Here is a 26,384-nt window from a genome sequence, read left to right as displayed (position 1 = left end):
GATTGTCATCGTTTCCGATAACACACCGTAAACACTGGGGCAGTTTTCTTACACAATGGTCTCGAGTATATCCGCGATCAACGCATTCGATTTATCTTAAGTGGAAACCCAGCAATGTCTCAAAACGCTCTCGTTCTCATTGGCCGGATCCTGATATCGGTCATCTTCATCGTCTCCGGTTATGGCAAGATCACCGGCATCGGCGGCACAGCCGGTTACTTCGGCAACATCGGCCTGCCCCTGCCGGTCGTCACGGCATGGGTCGTCGCCTTGCTCGAACTTCTCGGCGGGATCGCCATCCTGGTCGGCTTTCAGACGCGCATCGCCGCCCTGCTTCTGGCGCTGTTCTGTGTCGCTTCCGGCGTGATTGCACATTTCGATTTCGCAGATCAGATGCAGAGCATCATGTTCATGAAGAACCTCTCCATGGCCGGCGGCCTTCTCGTGCTGGCCGCCTTCGGTCCCGGCGCACTCTCCCTGGAACGAGCAAAAGCCTGACCCGAAGAAAAGACATCGGTTGGAAAGCCCGCTTTCGAGCGGGCTTTTTTCGTCTTCGGACACGTTTTCGCACCTTCACGGATCGGTGAGGCCGGCGCGGCCGCCTCTCAAAAGGCAGTGAGACCGTGTATCTTTCGTTGCACAGACCGGTCTCAGCACGCATGTACGGCCAGTGGCCGCAGACACCGGACGGCAGGCGGCGGAGATCCGAAAGATGACAGTGATGCAGACGACCGAGAACGACAAGCACGACAATGCAAGGCACTCTACCGTGAGGCGCTTCGTGCCGCTGCTCGTTGTTCTGGCAGGTCTCGCCGGCGGCTACGCACTGGGACTGCATCAGTATCTGTCGCTCGATTTTCTCTCGGAAAGCCGGGAGATGCTGCGCGGTTACGTGGCGGAAAATCCGATCCTCGCTCCGCTCGGCTTTGCCCTGCTTTACGCGCTGGCGGTCGCTTTCTCCTTTCCTGCCGCTTCCATCCTCACTCTATTTGCCGGCTTTCTGTTCGGCTGGCTGCTCGGCGGCGCGCTGGTGGCGGTGGCGGCCACCGCCGGCGCCTCTGCCGTGTTTCTCGCCGCGCGCGGGGCGCTTTCGGGCGCTTTGACGCGGAAGATCGGCGGCCGCGTCTCGCGTATGGCCAAGGGCTTCGAGGAAGATGCCTTCAACTATCTTCTGGTGCTGCGGCTTGCGCCCGTTTTTCCTTTCTGGGTCGTCAACATTGCACCGGCGCTGTTCAACGTCCGGCTGCGCACCTATGCAACGGCGACATTTCTGGGCATTCTGCCGGGCACCTTCGCCTATGCCTATCTGGGCCACGGTCTGGACAGCGTTCTGGTCGCCGCGGCCGAAGCCGGGCGCGCGGTGACGCTCGGCGATTTGGTGACGCCGCAACTCACCCTCGCTTTCGCGGCTCTGGCGCTGACTGCCGCGATCCCGGTCGTGGTGAAGAAGCTGCGCCGCTCGCCCGACGCCTGACTGCCGAACAACTGAGAGACCGCGTTCATGAACCTCCTCACTCCCGATATTTGCGTTATCGGCGCCGGCTCCGGCGGCCTCACCGTAGCGGCGGCGGCGGCCGCTTTCGGCGTGCCGGTCGTTCTTGTCGAGCGCGGCAAGATGGGCGGCGACTGCCTCAATTATGGCTGCGTGCCCTCCAAGGCTCTGATCGCCGCTGGCAAACAGGCTCATCTCATGCAGAGCGGCGCGGCCTTCGGCATCGCGCCCGCAGAGGCGGAGATTAATTTTCGCCGGGTGATGAAGCATGTGGAGGAAACCATCGCCGCCATAGCACCCAACGATTCCGTCGAGCGTTTCACTGCGCTCGGCGTGCAGGTTATACAGGAGGAAGCGCGCTTCAAGGATAGCCGCACGGTGATCGCTGGTGACCACGAGATCCGCGCGCGCCGTTTCGTCATCGCCACCGGATCCTCACCGCTGGTTCCGCCCATTCCGGGCCTCGAGACGATCCCGTTTCTCACCAACGAGACAATCTTCGCGCAGACGCGCAGGCCCGCGCATCTGATCGTGATCGGCGGCGGCCCCATCGGCATGGAACTGGCGCAGGCGCACCGCCGTCTGGGCTGTGAGGTCACCGTGGTTGAAGCCCTGACCGCACTCGGCAAGGACGATCCGGAGCTGACCGCCTTTGCGCTGCGAAACATCCGCAGCGAGGGCGTCCACCTGCTCGAGCACACCAGGGTCACCCGGGTGGAACGGCGCGGCCGTTCAGGCGTGCGCGTTCATGTCGAGGATGCAGACGGCGAACGCAGCCTGGACGGTTCGCATCTCCTCGTCGCCGTCGGACGCACGCCCAACATCGCCGCACTGAATCTCGACAAGGCCGGGATAAAACACAGCGCAAGCGGCGTCACGGTTTCCGACAAACTGCGCACAAGCAATCGCCGGGTCTACGCCATCGGCGATGTGGCGGGCGGCCTGCAGTTCACCCATGTGGCCGGCTATCATGCCGGACTGGTGGTGCGTGCCCTGCTTTTTCGCCTTCCCGCCCGCGAGAACCGCGCTATCATCCCTTGGGCGACCTATACGGACCCTGAAATCGCCCATGTGGGGCTCACCGAGGAGGAAGCGCGCAAACGCCATCGCAAGATCAACATTCTGCGCTGGCCATATGCGGAAAACGACCGCGCCCAGGCCGAGCGCAAAACCGAGGGACTGATCAAGCTCGTCACCGACCGCAAGGGGCGCATTCTCGGCGCCTCCATCGCCGGTGCCAATGCGGGCGAAATGATCAATTTCTGGGCGCTCGCCCTTTCTCAGAAGCTCGGCGTGCGCGATGTCGCCGGCTATGTCGCTCCCTATCCGACCATGACCGAGATTGGCAAACGGGCGGCGATCACGTATTTCACGGAGACGACACGCAAACCTCTGGTGCGCGCGCTCGTGCGGTTCCTGCGCCGTTTCGGCTGAGGCGCATCGAGGCGTGTGGACAACACAAGAGCCGCAAGCGGCCCCGGAAAACGCTGAGCGATGGCAGACAGAATGGCGGGCGACACCAGAGAACAGCCGCGTGAGACAGGCTCGGTTCCCCTTACGCGCGGCCTGTCGACCAAGCTTCTCGTTCTGACCGTGCTCTTCGTGATGATCGCCGAGGTGCTGATCTTCATTCCCTCGGTTGCCAATTTCGGCATGCAGTGGATGCAACAGCGCCTCGACAATGCGGCTGCCGTCAGCATCATCCTGATGGAGGGTGAGGACGAAAAACTCGCACCGCCGATCCGCGACGAACTTCTGATGGCAACCGGCGTGAAGGCGATCGCCGTGCGCGACGCGGATGTGTCGCGCATTCTCGTCGTCTCCGACATGCCGCCGGAAGTGGACGAGCACATAGACCTCGACGCGATCACGCCACCCGCCGCCATCGCCCGCACCTTCGCCACGCTCTTCTTCGGCGGCGACCGGGTGTTCCGCATCTTCGGCACCGTGGGCGACACGGGCAAGATCTTCGAGATTCTGATCCCCGACACCGGCCTCCGGGACGCCATGCTCACCTATGCCCGCAATGTCGCGTTTCTGTCGCTGATCATCTCGCTCTTCACCGCAACGCTGGTTTTTTACGCGATCAACCGGATCATGATCCGCCCGATCCGCGATATGACACAGTCCATGCTGTCTTTCGCAGCCGCGCCGGAAGACCCGCGCCGCGTCATCGCGCCGGAGAACCGGGGCGACGAAATCGGCGTGGCGGAACGCGAACTCGCGCGCATGCAGTCGGCCCTGCAGAAGACGCTGGGCGAACAGAAACGCCTGGCCGACCTCGGACTGGCCGTCTCCAAGATCAACCACGACATGCGCAACATGCTGGCTTCCGCGCATCTCATCTCCGACCGGTTGAGCACGATCGATGACCCGGCGGTCAAGACGCTCACCCCGCGCCTGTTGCGCACGCTCGACCGCGCCGTGACCTATTCCGAAGGTGTGCTCAATTACGGGCGCACCCAGGAAGCCCCGCCCAGCCGCCGCCGGCTGCGCCTTCACGCGCTGATCGAGGAGGTGCGCAGCGTTCTGCCGCTCGACGCGGACAACCGGATCGAATTCGCCAATGCGGTGAGCGAGGATTTCGAGATCAGTGCCGATTCCGAACATCTCTTCCGGGTGCTCGCGAATCTCTGCCGCAACGCCGTCCAGGCGATGACGGGCGACAGCGATCCCTCTGTCATCAAACGCCTGACCGTCTCGGCCGAGCACACGGATCACACCGCCCGCATCTTTGTGAGCGATACGGGTCCCGGCCTGCCCCAGAAGGCGCGCGAAAACCTCTTCGCCCCCTTCCGCGGCTCCGCCAAGAGCGGCGGCACGGGTCTTGGCCTCGCCATCGCCCAGGAGCTGGTGCGCGCCCATGGCGGCGCGCTGGAGTTGGTGGAAAGCGTTGGCGGACATACGCTTTTTGCCATCAGCATTCCCGATGGAACGCTTACCGCCTGACCTGCCCGCATCGTGTGTCGGCGGGCTGTGCAGTTATCGAGAAAATTCCGTCGATAGCGCTTGCAATTCTGCGCCGCACTCGTTAGGTAACCGCGGTCGGCGGCAGCGATGTCTGCTTCGACCGTCGCTCAGGCGACGACGCGCCCGTAGCTCAGCTGGATAGAGCACCAGACTACGAATCTGGGGGTCAGAGGTTCGAATCCTTTCGGGCGCGCCATTCAATCCTTTGAAAGCACTGGATAAATTGGCCTTGGCGCAGCGTCCGCGACAACGGTCTTTCGCCCGATTTTGCCGTCTGAACCAAGCCTGAACCAAGTTCTCACGGGGATGTTGCAGGCCCTCCACCGTCCAACGTGGTTCATCCGCATTGCCTTCTGCCGTCCTCGCCGCCCTTCCTGTCCTGCCATAGCCTCCGGTTCAGCCGCTCCCGCGCCGTTCCTGTGACTTCCCTCTGCATCGGTCGGACTGCCCGCCAATGGGCAGGCGCAAGCGTTCCCTGCGGTCACCCAGCTAGGCAGTCCTAAGCCCCGATGTCTCCGGCTTCCAGAACGGCCGCATGGGGCGGCTGATTTGGAGGCTAAGGCGATGCTACTCACGAACGAACTCCGTACTCATCTACGCCGCAACGCGGACCTGACCGCGCAGCGCGAACGGGATCACAAGCCAGTGGTCAAATTCTTCACCCCGGACGCTAGCGCCACATGGCTTTTCACGGAGCTCGCGCCCGATCAGGACACCCTTTTCGGGCTTTGTGACCTCGGCCACGGCACTCCGGAACTCGGCTACGCGAGCCTTTCCGAAATCCAGGCATTGCGCGGCCCCCTCCGCCTCTTGGTCGAACGCGACAGGCATTTCCGAGCCGACCGACCGCTTTCGGCATACGCCGAGGAAGCCCGGCAGCGTGGCAGGATCGTCGCCTAGCGACGATCCAACTTCCCGGTACTTCGCCTCAAATTGAGAATGACACCGATAGGTGTCATTGAGGCGGAGCGACGATTGATCTGTGGAAGCGTCGTCCCGTCACTGGCCTGTCGGATGCTGATGCGACAGAGTGACTCACAGGGGCCGCACTCGTTTTACTTGGACTTAACTGAGTGCTAATCATTTCGTGTTCTTGTTTTGTGCCAACGATTCGGCAGGGAGGGACTGCATGGAATCGCAGTTGACATCATTGGAACTGTGCGCCGGCGCTGGCGGGCAAGCGAGCGGCCTTGAGCAAGCAGGATTCGGCCATGCGGGGCTTGTGGAGATCGATCCCGACTGTTGCAAAACACTGCGGCTGAACCGCCCTGAATGGACCGTCCATGAGGAAGACCTGAATCCCTTCGATGGCAAACAGTACAAGGGTGTCGATCTTCTGGCCGGAGGGCTGCCATGCCCTCCCTTTTCCGTCGCGGGCAAGCAACTCGGCAAAGACGACGAGCGCAATCTATTCCCTGCTGCAATCCGCCTTGTGGACGAGACACGCCCGAAGGCGGTCATGATCGAAAACGTTAGGGGATTTCTCGATGCCGTTTTCGAGGACTATCGCGGCTTCATCAAGGGCGAGCTCAAGAAACTCGGCTATGACGCGCACTGGCGGCTCCTGAACGCTTCCGACTACGGCGTTCCACAGCTTCGCCCTCGCGTCGTCATTGTTGCGCTTCGTGACGACATCAAGGACAATTTCGAATGGCCGACCCCGAGTCCCCATGACGCGCCCACGGTCGGCGAAAGGTTGCACGACCTCATGGCTGCGAATGGCTGGAGAGGTGCGAAGAAGTGGGCGAAACGCGCCGACGAGATCGCGCCGACCCTAGTCGGCGGTTCAAAGAAGCACGGAGGTCCGGACCTTGGCCCTACGCGAGCCCGCGCAGCGTGGGCAACGCTGGGCGTAAATGGCAAGAGCCTTGCTGAGGAAGCGCCCGAGCGTGATTTCGTGGGCATGCCTCGCCTAACCGTCCGGATGGCTGCGCGTATCCAAGGTTTCGATGACGCGTGGCAGTTTCATGGCCGTAAAACCGCTGCTTATCGACAAGTAGGAAACGCCTTCCCGCCGCCCGTCGCCAAGGCGGTTGCTGGGAAGCTGCGCGAAGCAATGGAAAGGCGGACAGTATTCCCCGTCGCCATCCCAGCTTAGACTGGATCTCTTCCCGCCATGTCCGTAAGATCTCGCGGACATGGCAACCCTACCGCTCGATTCTACCCATCCGGATTATGCTTCTGTCCACCCTATCGTTAAGGCGATCTATGAGGCGGCAGGGGGCCGGGATGAGTTTGAAGTCAATATCCCGATTATCCTCCGGACTGCGATCGATGAAGTGATCGACACCCCTCGCACGGGGCGTTTTCTTCTGGAGCAAACGGAGAAGACGGAGAAGACCTATCTCGGAACGAAGGTCGAGATCCTTGTTCGGGCCTTCCTGAAATTCAGCAAGGGCAGCGTTCTCGACATGAACGTGAAAGGCGCTGAGGTCGATATCAAAAACACCATGGGGACAAACTGGTCCATTCCTCGGGAGAATGTCGGTAGGCCGGCTCTGCTGATCCGGTCCAGTGAAGCAAAGTCGCTCTGTGACATCGGCGTGGCAGTGCTGCACGACGGTTACCTGAATCCTGGTCAGAACCAGGATGCCAAGCGTGGGGTATCGGCTGCGGGAGCAGCCAACATCTGGTGGATGCTTAGGCAGCACCCGTATCCGGTGAACTTCTGGCAACTTCTGAGCGATAGCCAGAGAAAGGCGCTCATCAATGCCGGCGGAGGTTCGGCGAGGATAGCTGCATTGTTCGAGATGGTGCAGGGCCGACCCATCTCGCGCGTACAGATTCAAGGACTGGCGCGGCAGCTTGATTACATGAAACGGATCCGCCGCAATGGAGGTGCACGAGACATTCTCGCACCCAAGGGCATAGCCATTTTCTCTGGTGTCTATGACCAGGAGCCCATCAAGCATCTCGGCCTTGGACTGGTGACCAGAGAAGAGTTCATCTCGTACACGCCGAAAAGCACCGACGAGGTTAGCTATCTGCGGCGGATCGGGCACATCGACTAGCGATGGTCGATAAGCTTTCGCCCGAGCGCCGCAGCGCGAACATGGCGCGCATTCGTTCGAAGAACACCAAGCCCGAATTGATCGTCCGGCGCATGGCCCATGGCCTTGGATATCGCTTCCGCCTTCATCGGAAAGACCTCCCAGGGAAGCCTGACCTCGTGTTCCCGGGGCGGCGTGCCGTGATCTTCGTGCATGGCTGTTTCTGGCACGGCCATCCTGACCCGGCATGCCGAGAGGCCGTACCGCCGAAGTCCCGGCTCGAATATTGGGGGCCGAAGCTGGCCCGCAACAAGGAAAGGGATGCCGCCAATGTGGCCGCACTGGAAGCAGCCGGCTGGCGGGTGCTGACGCTGTGGGAGGGCGAAATCAAGGATCGAGAAGCCATCGTAAGAAGGTTACGGGAATTCCTTGGACTACCTGGCGCAGCAGGAAATGCTGCCGATTCCCCGTGACCTAAGACCCACGGCGACCCGAGAATCGCGCTCTATGCCCCCTTTGAGCGCGACAGATTATTGCGCGAAGACCGATCCAGGCCTGAATCGGCCGTTTTCGGCATGCCCACCCTTCCTATCAAAGGACCCTTCGTCCGAGGCGATCAGTCCCGCGTCCCGCTAGCGCGGCGCCATGCTGACGCTCCTATGGTCGCCATGGTGAACCGATCTCACGGCCGCGAATTGGCCTCCGGCACCGTCCCGGCAATGTTGCCTCTGCTGGACGTTCCGATGCCTCCGCTTTATGCGCTGCTCTCTTGTGGGGGCGGGCAGATGCCTGCCAGCGGGCAAAAGAAAACCCGCCACTCGGGCGGGCCTTCCTCTTTCACGATCATCGCCGCTCCCGGCTGTACCGTGCTCTCATGGTCTTCCAGTCGGCCGCATGGGTCAAGCAGGAAATCATGGGCGGCGCCCCTCCTTCCTCTTTCCGCCAAATACTCCGGGGAGGCGCGCGAAGCGCGACGGGGCTGGCCCCATCTTCCGCCCTTGACGGAGGCGCGCCCACTTCCGTATTTCGTGTCACACGAAAAGCGGGGGTACCTTCTTCCCCGTCTCGCCCTGTTTCTCCTGAATCTTCGCTTCGAAGCCTTCCAGGAAACCTGCATCGGCAGCCGTCTCGAAAAGCTCCGCCCGTTTCGCCCGCCGGCCCGACAGCGTGAAGCGCCGAGCAACGCCGACCGCGCCGCGGATCTCGTTCCGCCGCACCCCATAGACGGACTCCCGTTCCTCGCGGAGCGGAACGGGAGGGAGCGGTTCGGCGTCGCGCTGCCTACCGTCTGGCAGTGCCCAACGCCCCTGATTCCACTCTGCGACGGCATCGTTCAGCCATGCCAGTTCTCGCGGATCGAGGTCTGCGTCAGGCCATAAGCCCATTGCCACGGCGGCATGCCACCCGTGGAACGCAGCTCCCGCGCCGAGGCAGAGCGCTATCTGGCCGTCGAAAATCGCGGCCGCAGCCCGGACGACGAGGACTGGATTCTCGTGTTCCGCGTGGACGGTGAGGACACCGACAACCTTGACGGTTTCAACATCGGTGACTTCTTCGCGGACAATCCTGAAGCCGCAGTCGCCTGATAGGGAAACCGGGATCACAGTCCCGGCCTTCCCCCGAGCTCTCCGCCGAGAGCTCTGGAGAGGGCCGAAATCCTCCAGTGATGTTTCCCGTGAAGGGGTTGGGCATCCCGCCCGCACAAACAAGGAGCGACGACATGGAACATGAATGCGCATACGACGAGAGGGTTGAAGCGGTCGAATTTTTCGACGGCGACGAGCACGTTGAAAGCGGTGAAAACGCAACCGTGGCGGTTATCTGGCTGAGGCCAGAAGCCGCGCAGGAGCTTGGCACTGAGGCGGTGTCGATCGAGTTCGGCCGCAGCGGCGCAGCCTACCTCGCCGCCTGGGACTGGACCGCCGGCGGCGACCACGAAGTCGAATTCGACGCCGATCCCGAGCGGAACGCGATCGCCGAGGCGTTCGCCCGTGAACATCCCGACTCTATCGCGCTCGACCACGTAGAAGACGCAGTGAGGTATGCGGCCGAGGAAGCCGCCGCAGCCTAACCACGGAACCGGGGCATCCGCCCCGGCCTTCCCCCGAACCGCCCCGCGCGGACGGTTCAGGTGAGGGCCATCCTCGACAACACCATAGGAGCATCGATCATGTTTGTAGCAGTGACCAGGGGCACTTCCGAAATCGTCGCCATTGCAGAGCGCAAGAGCTGGTTCACCAGCGGCGATGACGGAGACGACAACGCGGCTTTCGATGCCGTCGCGGACAGTCACGCGACTATCGAAGTTTACCCGATTCCCTTCGAAGCGTTTGCCAGCGGCGCGGCTTTCCTCGGCGGGACCTATAGGAACACGGGCGGGTCTGCTCCGGTCGCTTATCTCGCCTGGAAAACGGCAGCTTAAACACGGAACCGGGGCACTACGCCCTGGCCTTCCCCCGAACCCTTCGCGGAGGGTTCCGGAGAGGGCCGAAAGCCCGAAACACAGGAGAGGAGAACGACCATGAATGAAGACGATTTCTGGGATCTTGTAGACGGCATCGTGAAACGGGACGGCTTTGAGCCGTTCATGGAGCCGGAGCGGCTTCTGGCGCGCCTGAAACCGTACGATGACCGATATCGGTATGAGCGGAACCGCACGGAGAAGACTGCGCGCGATCTGGGGCATCAGCTCCGCATCATCTGCGAAGCTGTGGAGGCTGTTTAGCCTGGCCACAGAGCGCCGAGAAAGAAGGGGAACTGCAATGAATGAATTTTGGATATGGTCGCCGGAATGGCAATGCCTGCAGGAGACCCGCGAGGCGCTGCAGCTGGCCGAGCGAATGCTTGATGAGGCGGAGGACCCGTACTGGGTTGAGCGGACCAGGGAGGATCGAGACGATGCCTACGTGGCATGGGTGAAAGCATCGAAAACCTTCCGTGCTTCCCCCGCAGGCAAGGCGCGAGCGCGCTACCTCGCCGACCCGCTCGCCTTCCGCGCGACGGAAAGCGAGGTGGCGTGATGGCCTACGCTTACAAAGGGAATCCCAATCTCCCGCGCCCGAAACATGGCGGTAGCAAATCCCTGACGGTCGAGGAAATCCGGCACCGCGCAGACGAGTACCGCCGTCTCCGCACAGCGCTGGGCATGTCCCGCGCGGACCTGTCCCAGCTTACAGGCCTCGCCGTCTCGACGTTGAACCAGATGCCGTACGAGCCTGCCGGCCGCGTCCCGTCACCGAGGGTTCTGGAGCGCATGCGCCAGGAACTCGTCCGCCGAAATCGCGAAGGCATCCCGCCGCCCGTGCCTCGCCACGATGCCGAAGCCGCAGCCGCCGACCGCGACCGCCGCCGCCATGAATACGTGGAACTCCGGAAACGGCTGGGCCTGTCGCGGACAGAGCTCGCGAAGGTCGTCGGCCTGTCGGCCAACACCTTGAATCTCTACCCCGGGTGGACCCTGCCGAAGACCGCGCCTACGGATACCACCCTCGCGAAAATGCGGGCCGAGCTCGTCCGCCGTGCCCGCCAGACATTGGAAGAGGCAGCCATACGCGATGAAATCGAGGCTGAGGTAGCCGAGATGGAAGCCCGCTGGCACCTGCGCCAGTGCGCGGCGGAAGCGGAACCTTGGGAGGACGCCGCATAGGCTTTCCGTGACGTTGCGAAATTGTATGCCGGGATCTCGTCTCTCGGCATGCTACGCCTTCAAAATCCGGTTCCACAGCGGGGTGTAGACCGAATTTTCATGCCCTCCGGGGCCAGCTAACAAGGGAGACGACGACATGAGCAATGCGAATGCTAAAGAGCAAATTTACATCATCGGCATCACCCCCGGTTGCGCCGGATGCCCGACCCCTCAGCGGGTGCTTGACGGTGCGGCTGCGCTCGCAGAAATCGACATCCTCCCCAAGGATTTGCCGAGGGAGATCGAGGACATGGTGGAGTTTGCATGCGGTCCATGCGGCGATTCCGTCCTGTGCGAGCGCGTGGACGGTTGCCTTGAAATCAGCATCGCAAAGAAAGAGGGGCTGGGCTGACATGATTCCGCTACCGATCGATGCCACCGCCTGGACCGTCCTTTTTGCTGTCGGTGTCGCTCTCGCGGCACTCGGCACGGAATACCGCGACCGCCCGGTTTTCGACACTCCGGACCACTGGACCAACGATGCTGCTTTCGCTGTCATGTGCTGCGGCCGCGCCGTCGTCTTCCTCGCCGTAGCCCTCGTCGTCGGCGGACAGGTCGCCTGACTCCTCGCCGAAAAAAACTGACGAAGATCTTCGTTAGGATCTCTCCCAACTCCGGACATGAAGCAAGGGCGGCCACCAGGACCGCCCTTCCGTCACACCGGGGGCAACAGGGGGCACATCACCCACCGGGTTCCTATGAGGGGCAGTCCCTCACTCGATCCGCTCGAAGTATTCGACGGTTTCGAGCGTCATCGTGTAGCTGCTCTCCATGTCGCCCATCGTCACGATGCGGGCGATGGCCGCTTCGCCGCATGCCCTGCCGTCCACTTTCCAGTCAAAAGCCATTGCGGGAAGCCGAGGATCGGTTTTGTGTGGCACGATTGCGCCTATGCCCATCTCGCCCCTGGCGAGACCCATAGGTGTCGCGTTTATGCGGAAATAGCTGCCCAGGGACACAAGCGAGGTAAAACCAGGTTTGAATGCCATGGCGACGGGCTGGAATTCACGTCTGCTACCCGACCAGTAGCGATAAAACATATCCTGTCGCTCTGACACGAAGTCGGCATCCCAATCCGTCTGGCATTCAAGCTCCCAGCCTCCGGAGAGTGTCATCCGCAGGTAAGCCGCCAGTTCTGGCAGCGGCAGACCGAATGTCACGGGGGCGAATGTCAGGGGGTACTCGCCTTCGCCGTATACGAGTCCATTGACGGAAACTAGCGATGCCACCGCGTCGACGGATACGGCGTCTCCTGGCTCGCCCAAGCTTTCAAGCAGGTCTGCCGACAGAACGAAATCCACCTGACACCCGGACGACGACGATGCGGCCACGGCCGTGAAGTCGCATGCCTGAGTTCCGGATGCAGAGGCTGGGAAACGGGTTACAAACCCGAGGTCTGCCGGATCGCTTCCGACATTCGTTGCCGTAAACGTCATCCGGACGGTTTCCCCTGCATTGCCGTTCCCGTCGTCGTTCGCGTCGAGCAAGGAAAGGGTCGGCGACGACACGACGACATTCTCCGCCGTCACCAGCCCGGGCAGCATAAACGAGATCCGGTTCGACTCCACTCGATAGGCATTTTCGGGGAAGGTTTCTCCGCCCATGCCGACGAGCGATGCCGATGCCTTGTACTCTACAATCGAGTCTGGCTCTCCAAGCGCGGCTATATCTTCAGCCGTCAGATAATAGTGCTCGTAGCACTGCTTTGATGCGTTCGACGCGAGGCCTGAAAGGTCGCATGTGATCGTGCGAATCTCATCGGCGATCGGGAAGGAGAACTGAAACACCATATCCTTCGCGGGGGACGGACTCCCGTTCCGCACGACGGCGCGCATCGCGAGAATGTCGCCAGGGTGCGCGTAGCCGTCGAAGCCATGATCGAGCAGGGTCAAAACAGGCTGTGAAAGCTCGATATCTGTCGGCAGTGCGGGCGGGTATTCGCTGCCTCCATCACCGGGGTCTGAGGGCTCTCCACCGCCGCCATCGCCAGGCTCACTGCCGCCGTCTCCCGGCTCACCCGGTTCGCCCCCGTCATCGACGGCGGCGACATGCAGCACTCCTGGGCGATACCGGAACAGGAATCGGGAATCTTCATCAGCAGCGCGCGCAGCCTGCCCACCGGAGTAGACCGCGCCGGCGGCGATGGCGATGCCCGCCACGAAGGCGAGCAGCATCTTTCTGGACATGGAACCCCCCTTCATTGTCATGCCGCCTGTGCAGCCGACAGCCCGAACCACCGCGCGAGACGGCTCGGCTTCCGGACATCAGCGGCAGGCATGGTCGCGCGAATGACGGCAACGACGGACGGGAAGACATCGGCGGCACCCGCCGCAGCCTCGTCCAGCTTGACCCCTCGCGACATGCCGGACACAGGTCGCTCAAGCAGTGGCCCCGAGCCCCTACGCACGGTCACACGCCAGCCTTGCCCGGTCTTCTCGGCTTCCACCCAGCCGAACGCGCTCTTGTAGAAGCCGCGCGTCCGGCCGCCACGATCGATGAATGAGAGATGATACCCATTCTCGAACGTGAGCTTGATGCCCGCTGCCTGTGCCGCGTCGGAAATTGCCTTGTCGAATTTCATGAGGTGCCCCCACCTGTTTGTTTGCTCACCTTAGATTCTCGCCCCGCCGGCTGAATCCAACAAACCCGAATTCCGAAACCTGAGCTCCCGCTGAACTTTCCCTGGGCTCTTTCCTCGTACGCTCGTAAAATCGTGCCGAAGATGCCCGTCCGGCGCGTCTTGCCCGCAAGGGGCCCGTGGTTCGGCTGCGCCTGCACCCGCGCCAGCCCCTTGCAAGCAACGCTTCTGACAGGCTGAACGAGGCAGATTTTAACGAACCGCAGGAGGCAAAGATGAAGTTCGCAGTTTTTCTTGGTGCTATCACCTTCGCCAATGTCATCGGCACCGCGCTTATCGTCGCTTGGAACGGCCTTCAGGCTCTCGGCCTCTGAGCCTTCGCTACCTCCGGGGAATCCAGTCCCCGGAGTGAATGAAGTCCCTGAAACTTCCGTGGGCTTCCCGCCGATAAAGCCAATTGGCGTAGGCATGCTTGGCTGTTACCGCGAACAAAGCCACGGGCACGACCAACCGGGCAGCGTCGAAAAGTAGCCCTGACCCGAGCGGGAACAGTAAAAGCGTCCCAACGAAACAGACTGCGCCAAGCGCCGACATATATGCCGCAGATTGCGTCTGCTGGCGGAGAATCGGCAGATGCTCTTGCCCCTTCCCGAACCGCTGCATGTACGTCCAGAATTGGTTCTCTGCCGTCATGCTTGCGGGCACCGCCGGGAGTTTGGCCGGAGGCTTCCTTGCCAGCTTCCAAGCTGTCGCCCACGCGTTGCCGATGTGATCGAGTGACCTGCCTACCGCGTCGCCCGTAGACTTCACCAGCGAAATCGTAGGCGTGATCCCAGAGACGTATCCGGCCGCTTTGAAAGTCGTTTTCAGCTTGCTCATTGTGCACTTCTCCTCGCGGTCATGCCGCTGTTGTTGCCGTGCTTTCTGCCTCCGTTTTCGCCATCGGGATCGGGCTTTTCCTTCTTCGGAGTCGGGCGGAGGCCGGGGCGCTGGTTTGCCAGCGCCGCTGCTCCCACCGCCATCGCCGCCACGTCCTTGCCTTCCTGTCCGGCTGGCACCTGTTCACCCATCCACGGGAAGATTCTGTCGCTCATCGAGCCGATGTAGCCGAACAGATTCGTGGCTATGGTCCACGTCAGGAAAGTTTCGATAGCCAGCAGGATCAGGTAGTTGTCGATGGCGGCAACGTCGCCCCCGGTGACCCCGAGGTATGCCGTGGTCAGGGTGCGATTTAGGTGACTGTAGACCGCGTTGAAAAGCGGGTAGCTGGCGATCAGTGCCAGCATTGACAGTGCCGGGCGCAGCCACAAGTTCAGGAGCATCGTCACGCCTGCCCGCTGCTTCTGGTCAACGAGGTCCTGCCCGTCCATTCTGATCCAGACGAAAGCCCACAGGGGCGTCGCGATGGTCGCTTCGAGGAGACTGCCTATCCATTTCGCGCCCATGAGTAGCACTAGAATAGCGGGCACCAGCGGGAAGATGTCCGCGCGGATCACACCCAGGATGTATGAGAGTATGATGCCCCATCCGGCCCACTCCAAAGCGTAGGCGGCTGCACCGCCCGCGCCGAGAGATTTGCCGATGAGGTTGTCCGTGGCGGCATTGATGAGGATGCCAGCGGTGACAGCAGATTTCGCCGAGAATTTGAGCCACTGCCCGGTGTTCACGATGTCCGACATTGCGTTGTCGGTCGGCTCCGTGCTCCTCATGCCTTCGAGAAAACCGCGCGTCATCGGGGCGACTATGCGACTGACTACATTGCTCGCTTCGTCGCCAGCGGCGGCCAGATCGTTGCCGGAAAGGCCTGCCCACTGCGTCTCCCCCGCGATTTGATTCTTGAGAGAATCGATCCCGGCACGGATGGCGCTTTTGGTCACTTCATTCTTCGCCAAATCGTCAATTCGCGGCGTGACCCGGTTTGGCTGCTCGTTCGTCAGGACGGTTGAGAGGTAGGAGGTCTGCGCCAGTGACAGCCACATGTCGCCTGCGCGCATCAGACCTTCCTTTTCGATGGCCTGTACCATCTTGTCAGAGGCATCGCGCGCGAGGTCTTTTGTCTCGAATCTTGCGGCGGCAATTACGTCCTGATCGAACTGGCCACCTATTTCGTGCAGCTTTCCTATGAGTTGGGGCAGCACGCCGTCGCGAACGGCATTCTGCGCCTGTTCGGTTGTCATCTCGTAATTGTGAACCGAAAAGAACTCGCCGTATGCGGCGGCTTCTCTCCGCATCTCACCGATCATCCGGGAGACAGCGAGCATGCGGGAATTTGAGAAGGTTTCGCGGCCGGCGATCTTCTCAAACGAGAAGCTGCCGCACTTCGGCCCGTAGTCCCACAGGATCACCGGATTTCCGATGATGCCCCAGCCTTTTTCTGTTCCGGCAACGGGCGGCAGCGGATGTTTGCTGACCCAAGGGCCAGCTTGCTCATTGTAAACAGCGAGGCAGATTTCGTGCTCCAGGACATCGACTGCCAGCCTCGCGCCACTTGTCCGGTACGGCGTGATGGGCTTCCGCTCCTCGCCCGCCACACTGCGCACATATGAAACGATCGGGGCGTTGCCGAGATTAATCGCGATCGGTGCGACAATCTCGCGGAGCCCATGATGGACGCTCGAAAAACTGCCCGCGACAGGAATCAGCATGCCGAAACCGAGCACCACCCGCAGCGGTGCATAGATTTGGTGAAAACGATCTCCCAGAACCTTCCCAGAGTATGCCGACGAGACAATGCCAGCCACGATGTGGAATCCGAGCAGGATTGACCCGACAAGCACCAGTGCTGCGGTGAACATCGCGAGCGCCTGCCCGTAGGGGCCGTCCATGCTTTCTGGCAGGATGGTATTGACCCATTGCCACAGAACATCAGTCGCCGCAGGTTCTCTCAGGAGATCGAAAAAGGTCATCCCTCTCACTCCCCGCCACCGTCACCTGGCGGATACGAAGCCGCCCTTTCCGCACTCGCCGCCGATGCTGCCAGCGCTGACCCCTCGAACAATTTCTGATCCCGCTCGCTCACGAACCGGGCAACCAGTTTCCGCCCGATTTCTGACGACAGAACTCCCTCGTCCATGGCCTTCAGCAAGGCGCCCCCGAGGACGATTTTCCGTCTCGTGTCGTCGCGCCTCGCCGCCTCTTTCTGTTTCTTGTGAAGGCGTGCCAGTTCCGATTCCGCTTTCGCTTTGCGCTGGAGCAGGACCTGTTCGCGTTCCCGAATTTTCGACAGATTGACCACTCGATTTCTCCCTGTTTTCACCGCCGCCGGCGGATTTCTGAAACCCTCACCCGAAAGATCTCGACACCAATTCTGTTGATGCCGTCAGGCCCTGCGGGCGAAACCGCCGCCCACGAAAAACGACGTCGATTCAATGTTTTGCCGAGACCTTGAAGATCTCAAGAGAGCCCACAAACATTGCGTGAAGGGAGGCCATAACGGCCCCCTGCCGTGAAGGGCGCGCCTAAGCGAACTGACGTTCGCAGCGCGCCCCGCTGGGCGAGAGGACTAGAACAGGAGGACTACAAATGACCTGCGCAAAAAGAACGAAAGCCGCGCGGCGCAAGTTTGACGGCGACATCGATGACATATTCGCCGTCGGCCCCTCTGCCGATGGCCGCTTCGCTGACATCGACCCTATAGACGAATGGGACGACCTGCCCGGCGAGCCTTCCGATGCCGTCGCGCATGACCTCCTGCTGAGCGCCATCGAAGAGGATCCCTTCTCGACATCCCGCTTGGATGACTGTGCGCCCTTCATGGGCCTCACCCCCTCCGCGCTCGCCCGTTTCGAACGCGCCAGCGCGGCCTACGTTGCTGCCTGCCGCTCACACGACGAACCGGACGACGACCGGGAGGAAATCCTTCGCCTGATCGCAGCGTACTGGCTGAAGAAATGTCGCCCTTGCTGGCTGGACTGAGGGACCGTGTACGATGACCGAACTCACGCTTCCGTATCTGGACCCCAAGCGCCCACGCTTCCGTCGCGACCCGAATTTCAGACCATGCTGCTACGAGTCCAGCGTCACCGTTCTGCGCCCAGAATGGCTGTGGAGCGACGAGGAACTGCACGCGTGCGGCGGCCTGCCTCGGCAGGAGCCTGGAATCTTCCTTTCCTACCGCGAATCCGGCCGCTGCCACACCGTCGTCTGGTGTCGTCCTGGGCAATGGCATCAGTGGCGCGACGCCGCCATTTTCGGCGATGCACCGCCCAGCGGCGGATTCGATCGCTCAAGAATGGACTGCTGGAGTCACCGCGATTTCTGTTTCGTCCAGGCCGCGCAATTCCTCCGCGACGACGGTCACCAGATCATCTTTCCTGGTGGCGGATTTTCGCCCGTTCCTCGCTTCTCACCGCGCGCGCTGGAGGTCTGGTCTTCCGTGCAACCGCTGCCGCGCGATCGCGACGAGATTTTTGGCCCGGGCTTCTCCCCATCGCTGAATCCCGGGGGGCTGCATTGACCAGCTCCCTCCCGCCCGATGTCGCTCTCTACCACATGGACGCGAAGGTCTTTCAGCGTTCCAAGGGCCGTTCGTCCGTCGCCGCCGCTGCCTATCGCAGCGCATCCCGGCTCACGGATGAGCGCATCGGCGAGACGTTCGATTACACTAAAAAGCATTGCGTTGACGCATTCATCCTGACACCCGCCGACGCTCCGGGCTGGGCCCGCGACCGCGAGTCCCTGTGGAACGCTTGCGAGGCCGTCGAGCGCGCCAATGGCGTTGTTGGTCGCGAGGTTGAGATCAGCATCCCGCGCGACATTCCCGAAGACCAATGGCATGCCTTTGCCGAGGAGATCTGTGCCCGTTACGTCGAGGCCGGAGCCGTCGTGGACGTTGCCATTCACTCGCCGACCGCTGCCGACAAGAATCCGAACCCGCACCTGCACATCATGATGACGACGCGCGCCTTGGACGCGTCCCGTCCGCATGGATTCGCCGCGAAGAAGAACGACGCGCTCACCCAGATTTTCGAGTCCGGCGGTCGTCACGGTGGTGGCAAGCGCGGCGATGCTTTGAAGGCCGAGCGCGAACGCCTCGCCAACATCGCCAACAGTTTCCTTGGGCGTGCTGGCTCTTCCCGGCGCTGCACCCATAAGTCATGGGCCGACCTTGGTATCGACCGAGTGGCCGAGCCAGACATGGGCGAGCAGCGCATCAAGAAGATGCGCCGCCAGGGAAAACACGACCGCCGCACCCGCCTTGTCTCAAGCATGCGCGCGGCAAGGATTCAGGAAAACCTACTACGCCAGACCGAGGAGGAAATCATGGCAAAGAACCCCAGCAGACAGGCCCGTGGGGGCATCCGTCCGAAGAACCAGCAGGATTTCAAGCGTAAGCTTTTGCTGCGGCGCATTCCCGAGGCTCACGGCATCGACCAGGACAAGCTGCATATGATCGATATGACGCGCCCCCGCGTCACGAAAATTCAGACCCGCGACGGCGGCTGGGTTGAGCTCGACCACGGGAACCGAGCGCTGAAAACATACGGCGCGCGAGGCTACGCTGACGAGGTGGCGCAAGCCATTTACGACGCGGACTACGCCGACGACATCGAACGCCTGGAAGAGCTCAAATCCATGCAACGCAAGGGCAGCGGAATGCGCCAGCGCCGCAAGCGCGATGAAGTCCCGCAGCTTCCCGCCGACAAGGTGGAATCCCTCGCCGATCGCTGGCGCTCCCGGGGCTATCACAAGGTCACCGAGGCGACGGACGGCGTTTGGATCGAGATCGGCAGGTGCAAGATTCAGGATGTCGGTGACGAGCTCCGCATCCACGGCCCTGCCGCGTCGGATGCCGCCGTCCGCGCGATGGTCGAAAAAGCCGCTGCCGAATGGGCCGGCGAAGTCGAAATCTTCGGCGACAAGGCCTTCAAGGACGCCGCATGGCTGGAGGCCCAGCGCCAGGGCGTGACCGTCTACGACCAAGCCACGGGCGAGCTCTATGAGCCGTCCGAGGAAATCCGCAAACGCTACGAGGCCGATGCCCGCCGCATGCGTGGCGAAGACCTCGAAATGGAGGAAATCAAGCGGAGGAAAGCCATCTCGGCGCTCCTTCTCGAAGCCGCCGGAGGCAACGTCGCCGCCGTCACGAAACTCCGCGCCAACGATGCCGATTTGGCCGACTTCATTACGCTGCACCTTGACGACGAGCAGCGCGGCAGGCTGGTCGGCAAACCCGAGGCCGATGTCGTCGCGGCCCTTCCGGAGTTCCGGAACTTCGGCAAGGCAGCCCGCGAAGCCGACGAGGCGAAGAAGCGCGAGCAGATCCCCACTCACGCCGAGGACTTCGACCCGAACAACGAGCTTGCGGAGCAGGCGCTTCCGCCGCTTGAAGGGGCGGGAGACTTGGGCAGCGATGAGCCTGACGATTGGAGCTATGGCCCCGAAGCCTACGACCCAGAGGAGCCAGAATACGCCGCTCGCATTGAAGAGCAGCGGTGGATCGCCGAGGAAGCCGAGCGGGAAAGGCTTGGGCTCTGATGTCGAGACATCACGAAAGCGACGGCGAGGCGCATGCGCTTCGCCGCTACGTCGCCGCCCGCGCACATGGACGGATGGCTCCGGAATTCGCACGCTATGACCCCGCCCTTGGTGGCTGGGTAGCCGCAGACCGCGCCGAGGCGGCCGGCCGCTGCGACGGAAAACGCTTCATGCAAGCCCGCCGCCCCGGTCTGCCGTGGTGCCCATGGCTGGGGCTAGACACCCGGATCGCCGAAGACCATGCGCTACAAGCTTTCTTCGAACTTCATGCCGCCGAGTCCCATGACTGGCAGCGCCTGTTCAAGGAAGTCTCCCGCAACCGCCAGAAGGCCTTCCGCGAATGGCGTCGTCGCGGCCGGGAGGCCATTTCCCGGGTCCGTCAGGAGGAAGACCTTGGCCCGGATGTCAAACTTCCCAGCGCCCTCGCAGACGAGTTCCGGACACCGGGCAAAGGCATGCGGAGCCTTCCTAGAACTTGACCCTACCTGTTGAACGCCATTGCACACGGTCTTCGCTATGGCACTTTCTTTTCAAGATGGGTTTCCACCAAGAACGTCGCGACTGCTCCCGCCGTATTGACTGCCAAACTTGCGTGACGCGCCGATGGTCGAACAGGTTTGCCTCCACGCCCGTGGGAGTCCGATAGGCGGTTGCGGAGCGTCCCGATACCATTGACTAGGTTCATGGCACCGCCCAGTATCGCTTTTATGGGCTCTTGAGAGTGTTGACTGGGCGCCAGGTTCAAAGCCTGCGCCGCCATGGCGTACAGTTTGGGCAAATCTTCTTTGTCGGTGTAGGCCGTCCCAAGATCATCCAGAATGCGCTTGCACACCGTTTCCAGCAGTGTTCTGGCGACCGTTATGGCACCTTCTGGATCGGACGAGCGACGAGTAAGGGCTTTTGTCCAGACGGCGTGCACCCCATCTGCGTCGAAGGTCTCCAGTGTGTCCGAAACGGCGGAATCGCTGGGTGCTCGGCCCTTTCCCTCCAGATAGTCTATAAGGGGTGTAAAGCCTGCCGCAATGATGTTGCGACGTGGCTGCCAATGGTTTGATTGCTTCTGCGTCCAGGACCGAAAGGATTGAAGATTTCGATGAGTTCGTACGAATGCCGGAAGGAGGTCTTTCAACTCATCATTGAGCATGAACTCTCGGCGCAAATGCTCGTATATTTGGTTGTCTGGCGACCCATCCGTCGCAGCGGCGGTCAGAATGCTTTCCATCATTGTGGCTCGCTCGACTAGCGAAGCAGGAAGTTCATCTTCATAAACCATCGATGATCGTCACACTGTCAGAACTCAATTGGGGCGTTCCGTCTCATTTGGGCGTGTCGCCTTCTCCTGATGTTGCAGGTGATGGAGATGTCGGTTGCCTTTGTTCGGAAGGCTGAGGGGGCATATTTGACTCTGCTGTCGCCTCATTGCCGCGCTCCAACTCACCAAGACGCGATTTCAGCGACATCAGTTCCGCTTGCAACACCTCAAACTCGCTCTTGGCGACTCGCTCATCAAGTATGACGGACGGTGAAAGGTAGGCGGTGACCAACTGAATTATCGCAAACAGAAACGCTATACCAGTGACCCATATCAGGCCGCGATTCTGCATGCGCCTCACAGCCGTTTCACCTGCTTGCTCTGCAATTCGAGAGCTGTCTAGGAACGTCTGAGGAAAAATCGTCGCGGCCGCTGCCTGTAATTTCTTTAGATAGGGGGTCGGCTGAGGAACCTTTCTTAGCTTCCTGTCGTCAACGGAATCGTGCTGGAAGAAGCTAACGCGCAGAAATGAATCACCTTCGGAAATTGGGTGATCGACCCTGCTATAGTTGAGCAGCGTCGTCGCTATTGGGCCGTCCCAACCGGGATCCACGATTCCCACCGTCAGAGCCCAGATGCCTCGGCTGGTAAGCGATGTCTTATATGTAACGTGCCCCGTCACATCCGTTGGCAGGCTGAAGACTTCGGCCGATGCCACCTGAACCATGTGGCCAGGTTTCAGTGTGAAAGGCCCGGAAACCTTCTTTCCTTCATGGTCAAATATGCAGCCAACCGTAAGGTCGAAGCTCGATCCTTGGACCACCGGGTTGCTGCCGTCCTTGAAAAATCTCTTAGGGTCAAGAGCATCCGCTGCTAGTAGTGTCATAATTCCCCCCTATGTTTCCCGTTTGTTTTGGTATCTTGCTGGGGCTTCTATGGCAATTTCGAATTCCGATCGGCGTTTTCTCTTGTGGTGCGAGGAGGTGAAGGAAGACAGCCACGACCCTCATCGGAAGGTTGGCGTAGTTATCGTAGACGGAGATGGGCACGCCATATCGACTGGAACAAATGCTCCTCCGCCGCAACTAGGCTTATCCGCTTCGGATAGTCACAGGGCGATCGCGAGCGACCCGGAGTGGAAGTATTTCATGCTTGAGCATGCCGAGCGGAATGCCATCAATGCCGCTCGCGACAAACTCCAGTTACTGAAGGGTGCCACGATGTACGGGACGCTCTTTCCATGTGCCGATTGCGCGCGCGCGATCGTTGCCGCTGGAATCTCTCGCCTAGTTGTTCCAGGCTTGAGCGATGACCCTGACCGCGACAAGAAATGGCTTGATCACTATCGGTACGCGCACAAGATTTTGGATCAGGCGGGGGTTCGTGTGGACGTAGAGTCGAACGACGACCTCACGTCCGGCCAAGATGTGCGGGGCATTAAAAAGGCCTAGCTGAGCCACAGCTAGGCAGCAGAAACGGTAGCAGAAATCCGGCAGCCACTGTGGCTGCCCCTGCGAGAAGTGGCAGTGTCTATCCCATTGCCACACCCAACACTCCCGCCAGCTAAGGTAAGCGCCATCCAAGGAAATCGCTCCGCTGCGCTTCCCGGTATGCTTTCTCTGCCCGCCAACCCATGCTCCTCCTCTCCGGCTATTCCGCGTCATCCGCGAGGGGCTGCGCTTCTTCCCGCGCCTTCGCTTCCAGCCATTCAGCATCTTCCGCCGTTTCCGAGACTGTCTTCGTCCGGCCGATGCCGCCCAGCAGTCTGCGCGGCGGTTGCGCCAAGCGCTTCGTGCGCTGCCATCGTTCGTACGTCAGGTACCATGGTTCACTTGCTGAAATGACGGGTTTTCCTTTCAGTTCGGACGGGCGTGGAGGCAAGGTGCGACGGCCTGCTGAGTGCGCCGCGCGATGCTTCGCCCACTCCGCTTCCACAGCCTCGAAAACCGCATTCGTCCACGCCTCAATGGCGATCTGCTTGAGGCTGAGACGCTGGCTGTAGGCATACGCCAGCCTCGTAATGTCAGCCGTCCGGATCGGCTCCTGTCCAGACGAAATGTCCACATGGTCCAGCACAGCCGAGATGGCGTCTCCTCGAACCGTCAGGTCTTCGCAGACTGTCGCGAACGTCCTGCGGAAATCGTGGGGAGAGAAGTCCGGCAGGCCTTCCAGCAGGTCGGGGAGTTCATCAATCGTTTCCCCATTCTCCTCCGCCTTCTTCCGCGCCTCTGTGTGTGCCGTTGTGTCCGCCGGCCGCCCGCGCAGCCGATCGATGAGGGTAGCCACAGACCAGCGCGACAACGGTGCGTCTTCCTCCCCGGTCGCCCGTGTTGCTGGGAACACGAATGCCGAGTTCTGCCCCTCTCTTTCGGCTCGTTCAAACAAGAGCGTGACACGGGACGGGACAGGAATCGCATGTGGCCTTTTGCCCTTCATCATTTCGGGCGGGAAATAGACGACTTCCCAGCCGTCAGGACCATCGGGCCATGGGAGGACATGCGCCTCCCGGAGCGACAGGCCAGCCGTCACCCGCTGCGCCGTGAGGGCGAGAAACCAGAGACCCGCCAGCACCGTCTCCGATGTCGCCTTGAAATTCTTCCTTCCTGGGATCGTCCGGAATTTCTCGGCGACATAGAGGATGCGGGCAAGCTCTTCTAGCGATGGGTGCCTGTCCCGCGGCGCTGGAATCGTGCTGTCCAGCTTCTCGACCTCCAGCCACCATTTCGGTGAGCCTTCCAGTCCCGCCGCACGGGAGTGCTTTTTGCGGGCGAATGAGAGAGCTCCCTTGCTGTAGGCAACGAACTGGCGGCTAGCCGTCTTCCTCCCGGCATTCGCGCATTCGTCCCGCACGTCTTCCAGATCGCCGGGGCGTAGTTCAGAAAGCAGCCTGCCTGAAAGGGGCTTTGTCTCATCCATCGTCAGGTATCGGCGGGCTTCCTTCGCGGTGTGGGCCGATGGCTGTTTCAAGATGCCCCGCGTCGTCATTCGCGGTTCGGACAGGTAGCCGTCTGCGTACTTCTCAACGAGGACTTCCCATGTCCATTTTCCAGCCGCGACGGCTGCCTCTCGTTCCGCTGCGGCCGCTGCATCCTCTTCGCTCTTTCCTGCCGCCGTTCCCGTCAGGAAGGCCTTCGGGTCTGTCCCGTCTTTGAGCATTGCCCGGGTCTTCCGTGCCAGTTCCCGTGCATCCTTAATGACGCGGATTTCACCCGGCTTGAGGTCGCCCCGTTCCGGTCCGAGCGTTCCGAGGGTCCGGGTCTTGCCGCCATGTTTCAGAATCCAGTCGGCTTTGCCGCCGCGCACGCGCAGCAGCAGCCCCTTTTCATTCATGTCCGCCAGGAACAGCGGACTGGAGGCCGGGTATACCCGGTCGGCCGCTGCCTGCCGTGCTTCCTTCAGATGGTCGCCGTTCAGTTCTACCCGTCTCGTCGGCATGGCTGCCCCCTTGTGAATCGCCTGCCGCCGTATAGCCTTGAACCAAGTTTGAACCAAGTAATTCCTGAGAATCGCAGCCGGGAGCGTTAACGTCCGATTAAGGTTCGCACCGAGAGTCCTTGCAAATTCGCTTTGTTTTCAGTGCATTGACAAAATCGCACGACCATGTCGAAATCGGCTGGATTTCTCCTTAAAAGGGCTACGAATCTGGGGGTCAGAGGTTCGAATCCTTTCGGGCGCGCCATTCTCGGACAAAAGAGAGTATCTGGGGTTGGTTTTCGCCAGACCTTGCGAAGCCGGATTTGCCAGCGCTCTTCGTGAGAATTTGATGCGGATCTCCTTGCCGTTCACTGTGAACTCCGTCATGGCCAACCGGGATAGGCCTGCCTCAGCTGAAGCAAGCCATTGTTGAGCCTGTCGCGCAGGAGTACGGCAAACGTCTCGATTTTCTGCGGCTTGCTGGCGAAGATGCGCTGAAACCGATGTTTGGCGGGCGAGCGAGCAGTGGCTCCAAAGATGGCCCGGAACGGCTCTGTCGCACCCCTTCTGCTGCCGATCGCTACCGCTGTGCCCCCTCCACCGTGTTGGCGGCACCTACCGTCTTCTTTTGAATGACATAAAGTAGAACCGTCAGACCAAGCCCGATTGCATCGGTCAGCCATCCGCCGGCGATCATTGTAAGGCCTGCTGCCGCAAGCCCGATGCGAACTGCCGGGCCGGCGCGACCGAGAAACCAGCCCTGTACAGAACACGACAAGAGATACACGCCGACGATTGCGGTGACGGCCACATGCGCGATCTCGAACCAACTTCCATCCAAAAGCATGGCCGGTGAGAAGAAGAACATGTAGGGGACAACAAAGGCGGCAAGGCCGATGCGGAAGCTCTCCACACTGGTCCTGACCGGATCGGAGCCGGCGAGCGCCGAGCCCGCATAGGCGGCCAGTGCGACCGGCGGTGTGATGGCCGACATCACGGCGAAGTAGAAGATGAAGAGATGTGCGACCAGCGGCTCCACGCCCAGATTGACCACGCCGGGCGCTATGACACTGGCCGCGACCGCATAGGCCGCCGTGGTTGGCATGCCCATCCCCAGTACGATGGAGACGACCATGGCGAAGAAGAGCGCTAGAAACTGGCTCTGGTCGGCAAGGGCAAGCAGCACCGTGGAGAAGCGGGAGCCAATGCCTGTAAGCGCGATCACGCCAACGATGATGCCTGCCGTGGCGCAGACGGCCACCAACTGAAGGACCATGCGGGCGCCGATATCCAGTGCGTGAAAGAGGCGGCGCGGGCCCATGCGATGGGGTGTCAGCCATGAAACGACAGCGGCCGTCATCATGGCGAGCGTTCCGCAGCGTATGACCGAATACCCGGCAAACAGCGCATAGATCAGTACGATAATGGGGGTGAACAGATAGATCTGACGGATGAGCGTACCGAGCTTGGGCAGCTGATCGCGCGGCAGGCCCTTCATGCTCGCCTTCTGGGCAGCGAGGTCAACC

At 61.2% G+C, this 26,384-nt stretch carries 31 protein-coding genes and 1 tRNA gene; 22 read left to right on the top strand and 10 right to left on the bottom strand.

The genetic code is table 11. The annotated features are described in order from the left end of the window. Nucleotides 1–114 precede the first annotated feature (114 nt). The 9 genes from QZ638_RS07560 to QZ638_RS07520 all read left to right on the top strand — a co-directional run bounded on the left by QZ638_RS07560 (nt 115) and on the right by QZ638_RS07520 (nt 7,925). Nucleotides 115–498 carry a DoxX family protein gene (locus tag QZ638_RS07560; RefSeq protein ID WP_295808519.1) on the top strand — a complete coding sequence of 128 codons (384 nt, stop codon included), beginning with the start codon at nt 115–117 and terminating at the stop codon, nt 496–498. Between the two features lie 214 nt (nt 499–712). After that, nucleotides 713–1,474: a TVP38/TMEM64 family protein gene (locus QZ638_RS07555; protein WP_295808517.1), complete on the top strand. Its 762-nt coding sequence runs from the start codon at nt 713–715 to the stop codon at nt 1,472–1,474. A gap of 27 nt (nt 1,475–1,501) precedes the next feature. Next, nucleotides 1,502–2,926: an FAD-dependent oxidoreductase gene (locus QZ638_RS07550; protein WP_295808515.1), complete on the top strand. Its 1,425-nt coding sequence runs from the start codon at nt 1,502–1,504 to the stop codon at nt 2,924–2,926. Between the two features lie 60 nt (nt 2,927–2,986). Beyond that, nucleotides 2,987–4,441 (top strand): HAMP domain-containing sensor histidine kinase, encoded by a 1,455-nt coding sequence (locus tag QZ638_RS07545; protein ID WP_295808513.1) that lies wholly within the window; start codon nt 2,987–2,989, stop codon nt 4,439–4,441. A gap of 140 nt (nt 4,442–4,581) precedes the next feature. Continuing rightward, nucleotides 4,582–4,658 (top strand) — tRNA-Arg (locus QZ638_RS07540). A gap of 368 nt (nt 4,659–5,026) precedes the next feature. Next, a complete protein-coding gene (locus QZ638_RS07535; RefSeq protein ID WP_295808512.1) occupies nt 5,027–5,362 on the top strand; it encodes a DUF2958 domain-containing protein in 336 nt (111 codons plus the stop codon). Between the two features lie 229 nt (nt 5,363–5,591). Further along, nucleotides 5,592–6,560, top strand: coding sequence for a DNA cytosine methyltransferase (locus QZ638_RS07530; protein WP_295808511.1), 969 nt, complete (start codon nt 5,592–5,594; stop codon nt 6,558–6,560). A gap of 40 nt (nt 6,561–6,600) precedes the next feature. After that, nucleotides 6,601–7,473 carry a NaeI family type II restriction endonuclease gene (locus QZ638_RS07525; RefSeq protein ID WP_295808509.1) on the top strand — a complete coding sequence of 291 codons (873 nt, stop codon included), beginning with the start codon at nt 6,601–6,603 and terminating at the stop codon, nt 7,471–7,473. Between the two features lie 2 nt (nt 7,474–7,475). After that, entirely contained in the window at nt 7,476–7,925 is a 450-nt protein-coding gene (locus QZ638_RS07520) for a very short patch repair endonuclease (protein ID WP_295808507.1), read from the top strand. A 558-nt stretch (nt 7,926–8,483) separates the two neighbouring features. On the opposite strand, the gene QZ638_RS07515 is transcribed toward QZ638_RS07520, so the two are convergent. After that, nucleotides 8,484–8,843, bottom strand: coding sequence for a hypothetical protein (locus QZ638_RS07515; protein WP_295808505.1), 360 nt, complete (start codon nt 8,841–8,843; stop codon nt 8,484–8,486). Nucleotides 8,844–8,858: 15 nt separating this feature from the next. On the opposite strand from QZ638_RS07515, the gene QZ638_RS07510 reads away from it, so the two are divergent. The 8 genes from QZ638_RS07510 (at nt 8,859) to QZ638_RS07475 (ending at nt 11,700) form a co-directional block, all read left to right on the top strand. Further along, a complete protein-coding gene (locus QZ638_RS07510) occupies nt 8,859–9,038 on the top strand; it encodes a hypothetical protein (protein WP_295808504.1) in 180 nt (59 codons plus the stop codon). A gap of 134 nt (nt 9,039–9,172) precedes the next feature. Further along, a complete protein-coding gene (locus QZ638_RS07505) occupies nt 9,173–9,523 on the top strand; it encodes a hypothetical protein (RefSeq protein ID WP_295808502.1) in 351 nt (116 codons plus the stop codon). Nucleotides 9,524–9,622: 99 nt separating this feature from the next. Beyond that, entirely contained in the window at nt 9,623–9,874 is a 252-nt protein-coding gene (locus tag QZ638_RS07500) for a hypothetical protein (protein WP_295808500.1), read from the top strand. 99 nt (nt 9,875–9,973) lie between these two features. Then, a complete protein-coding gene (locus QZ638_RS07495; RefSeq protein WP_295808499.1) occupies nt 9,974–10,177 on the top strand; it encodes a hypothetical protein in 204 nt (67 codons plus the stop codon). A gap of 37 nt (nt 10,178–10,214) precedes the next feature. Further along, the gene (locus QZ638_RS07490; RefSeq protein ID WP_295808497.1) at nt 10,215–10,472 is read left to right on the top strand and encodes a hypothetical protein; all 258 of its coding nucleotides are present in this window, start codon (nt 10,215–10,217) and stop codon (nt 10,470–10,472) included. Continuing rightward, nucleotides 10,472–11,098: a helix-turn-helix transcriptional regulator gene (locus QZ638_RS07485; RefSeq protein ID WP_295808495.1), complete on the top strand. Its 627-nt coding sequence runs from the start codon at nt 10,472–10,474 to the stop codon at nt 11,096–11,098. Before QZ638_RS07490 ends, QZ638_RS07485 begins: the two co-directional genes overlap by 1 nt. A gap of 136 nt (nt 11,099–11,234) precedes the next feature. Beyond that, nucleotides 11,235–11,489 carry a hypothetical protein gene (locus tag QZ638_RS07480; protein ID WP_295808493.1) on the top strand — a complete coding sequence of 85 codons (255 nt, stop codon included), beginning with the start codon at nt 11,235–11,237 and terminating at the stop codon, nt 11,487–11,489. A gap of 1 nt (nt 11,490) precedes the next feature. Next, the gene (locus QZ638_RS07475) at nt 11,491–11,700 is read left to right on the top strand and encodes a hypothetical protein (protein WP_295808491.1); all 210 of its coding nucleotides are present in this window, start codon (nt 11,491–11,493) and stop codon (nt 11,698–11,700) included. A 150-nt stretch (nt 11,701–11,850) separates the two neighbouring features. Here the strand turns inward: QZ638_RS07475 and QZ638_RS07470 are convergent, their stop codons facing one another. From QZ638_RS07470 to QZ638_RS07450, 5 genes are all read right to left on the bottom strand, one after another. Next, nucleotides 11,851–13,323, bottom strand: a complete 1,473-nt coding sequence (locus tag QZ638_RS07470) for a hypothetical protein (protein WP_295808489.1) — start codon at nt 13,321–13,323, stop codon at nt 11,851–11,853. 17 nt (nt 13,324–13,340) lie between these two features. After that, nucleotides 13,341–13,718, bottom strand: coding sequence for a hypothetical protein (locus tag QZ638_RS07465; RefSeq protein ID WP_295808488.1), 378 nt, complete (start codon nt 13,716–13,718; stop codon nt 13,341–13,343). A 378-nt stretch (nt 13,719–14,096) separates the two neighbouring features. After that, the gene (locus QZ638_RS07460) at nt 14,097–14,594 is read right to left on the bottom strand and encodes a hypothetical protein (RefSeq protein ID WP_295808486.1); all 498 of its coding nucleotides are present in this window, start codon (nt 14,592–14,594) and stop codon (nt 14,097–14,099) included. Further along, nucleotides 14,591–16,621 carry a DotA/TraY family protein gene (locus QZ638_RS07455; RefSeq protein ID WP_295808484.1) on the bottom strand — a complete coding sequence of 677 codons (2,031 nt, stop codon included), beginning with the start codon at nt 16,619–16,621 and terminating at the stop codon, nt 14,591–14,593. Before QZ638_RS07455 ends, QZ638_RS07460 begins: the two co-directional genes overlap by 4 nt. Before the next feature lie 5 nt (nt 16,622–16,626). Continuing rightward, complete coding sequence (locus QZ638_RS07450; RefSeq protein ID WP_295808482.1) at nt 16,627–16,950, bottom strand: hypothetical protein; 324 nt, start codon at nt 16,948–16,950, stop codon at nt 16,627–16,629. A 287-nt stretch (nt 16,951–17,237) separates the two neighbouring features. Between QZ638_RS07450 and QZ638_RS07445 the strand changes: the two genes are divergently transcribed. From QZ638_RS07445 to QZ638_RS07430, 4 genes are read left to right on the top strand one after another with little or no spacing between them, the layout of a single operon-like run. Beyond that, complete coding sequence (locus QZ638_RS07445; protein WP_295808479.1) at nt 17,238–17,630, top strand: hypothetical protein; 393 nt, start codon at nt 17,238–17,240, stop codon at nt 17,628–17,630. A 13-nt stretch (nt 17,631–17,643) separates the two neighbouring features. After that, a complete protein-coding gene (locus QZ638_RS07440; protein ID WP_295808478.1) occupies nt 17,644–18,171 on the top strand; it encodes a hypothetical protein in 528 nt (175 codons plus the stop codon). Next, entirely contained in the window at nt 18,168–20,192 is a 2,025-nt protein-coding gene (locus tag QZ638_RS07435; RefSeq protein WP_295808476.1) for a MobA/MobL family protein, read from the top strand. The genes QZ638_RS07440 and QZ638_RS07435 overlap by 4 nt, the downstream gene beginning before the upstream one ends. Further along, a complete protein-coding gene (locus tag QZ638_RS07430; RefSeq protein ID WP_295808474.1) occupies nt 20,192–20,671 on the top strand; it encodes a hypothetical protein in 480 nt (159 codons plus the stop codon). The genes QZ638_RS07435 and QZ638_RS07430 overlap by 1 nt, the downstream gene beginning before the upstream one ends. Before the next feature lie 35 nt (nt 20,672–20,706). On the opposite strand, the gene QZ638_RS07425 is transcribed toward QZ638_RS07430, so the two are convergent. After that, nucleotides 20,707–21,465 carry an abortive infection family protein gene (locus tag QZ638_RS07425; RefSeq protein WP_295808473.1) on the bottom strand — a complete coding sequence of 253 codons (759 nt, stop codon included), beginning with the start codon at nt 21,463–21,465 and terminating at the stop codon, nt 20,707–20,709. Between the two features lie 43 nt (nt 21,466–21,508). Beyond that, complete coding sequence (locus QZ638_RS07420; RefSeq protein ID WP_295808471.1) at nt 21,509–22,330, bottom strand: hypothetical protein; 822 nt, start codon at nt 22,328–22,330, stop codon at nt 21,509–21,511. On the opposite strand from QZ638_RS07420, the gene QZ638_RS07415 reads away from it, so the two are divergent. After that, nucleotides 22,227–22,895 carry a deaminase gene (locus QZ638_RS07415; protein ID WP_366936213.1) on the top strand — a complete coding sequence of 223 codons (669 nt, stop codon included), beginning with the start codon at nt 22,227–22,229 and terminating at the stop codon, nt 22,893–22,895. The two genes, QZ638_RS07420 and QZ638_RS07415, sit on opposite strands and share 104 nt — an antisense overlap. 199 nt (nt 22,896–23,094) lie before the next feature. On the opposite strand, the gene QZ638_RS07410 is transcribed toward QZ638_RS07415, so the two are convergent. Together QZ638_RS07410 and QZ638_RS07405 are read right to left on the bottom strand one after the other, a co-directional pair. After that, nucleotides 23,095–24,879 (bottom strand): hypothetical protein, encoded by a 1,785-nt coding sequence (locus QZ638_RS07410; protein WP_295808468.1) that lies wholly within the window; start codon nt 24,877–24,879, stop codon nt 23,095–23,097. A gap of 559 nt (nt 24,880–25,438) precedes the next feature. Then, a partial coding sequence (locus tag QZ638_RS07405; protein WP_295808466.1) for a TRAP transporter large permease subunit occupies nt 25,439–26,384 on the bottom strand: 946 nt, incomplete at its 5' end.

Origin of the sequence: uncultured Nitratireductor sp., assembly GCF_913053745.1 — a bacterium.
Taxonomy (GTDB): Bacteria; Pseudomonadota; Alphaproteobacteria; order Rhizobiales; family Rhizobiaceae; genus Nitratireductor.
The sequence above is the reverse complement of the archived record's forward strand: the minus strand, read 5'-3'. Positions and strand labels throughout refer to the sequence as shown.